The sequence below is a fragment of the Microvirga sp. Mcv34 genome (assembly GCF_024519725.1).
Taxonomy (GTDB): Bacteria; Pseudomonadota; Alphaproteobacteria; order Rhizobiales; family Beijerinckiaceae; genus Microvirga.
The window spans coordinates 1-1,009 of the sequence record NZ_JALJRK010000251.1 but is presented as its reverse complement, the minus strand read 5'-3'; the positions used below and the strand labels follow the sequence as shown (position 1 = coordinate 1,009).

1 protein-coding gene is annotated in these 1,009 nt (G+C 63.8%); it reads right to left on the bottom strand.

The annotated features are described in order from the left end of the window. Window positions 1–237: 237 nt before the first annotated feature. A partial coding sequence (locus OC446_RS30460; RefSeq protein WP_262032599.1) for a 2-oxo acid dehydrogenase subunit E2 occupies window positions 238–1,009 on the bottom strand: 772 nt, incomplete at its 5' end.

The following is a 1,009-nucleotide window of genomic DNA, read 5'->3' as shown; positions in this document are numbered from 1 at the left end:
CACAGACTCCTTTACTGCATCAGCGATGAAAAGGTGCAGAGATTTGCGCGCTTACCCACAAGCGCTTCTCAGGCTCGGTAAGCGCGCGCCGCAAAGACTTCGCGTTCATGGCCGCACGACCCGAAATCGGCCTCGATGGTGGTTTGTTCCAAGGCATTGCGAGTTCTGTTAGAGCGAGCATGCGTCACGACCCCCACCCCTACCCCTCCCCGCAAGGGGGAGGGAATTGGGCGGGCCTTAAACCAGCATCCCCATCGGGTTCTCGATGAGCTGCTTGAAGGCTGCGAGGAGTTCCGCTCCGAGCGCTCCGTCGACCACGCGGTGGTCGCAGGAGAGCGTCACGGTCATGGCCTGCACGACCGCCGGGGCGCCGTTCTTCACCACGACGCGCTGCTCGCCGGCGCCGACCGCCAGGATCGTGCCGTGCGGCGGGTTGATGACGGCCTGGAAGTCCTTGATGCCATACATGCCGAGATTGGACACCGCCGTTGATCCGCCGGTGTATTCTTCCGGCTTCAGGCGGCGGTTGCGGGCACGTCCCGCCATATCCTTCACCTCGGCCGAGATGGCCGTGAGGGTCTTCTGCTCGGCCTTGCGCACGACCGGCGTGAACAGTCCGCCCTCGATGGCGACCGCCACTCCCACATCCGCGTGCTTCATCTTCAGGATACGGTCCTCGGCCCAGACCGCATTGGCGTTCGGTACGCGCTGAAGCGCGATGGCGAGAGCCTTGATGACGAAGTCGTTCACCGAGAGCTTGTAGGCGGGTTTGCCGTCCTTGTCCTTGCCAGCGGCTGCGTTGATCTGCTCGCGCAGAGCCATGAGCGCGTCGAGCTCGCAATCGAGCGACAGGTAGAAATGCGGCACCGTCTGTTTGGACTCGACGAGACGCTTCGCAATGGTCTTGCGCATGCCGTCGAGGGGCACTTCCTCGTAGGTGCCGGCCTCGAACATGGCCTTGACCTGATCGGCCCCCATGCTCGTTGCGAGCTGCGCCGCCGCGGGCTTG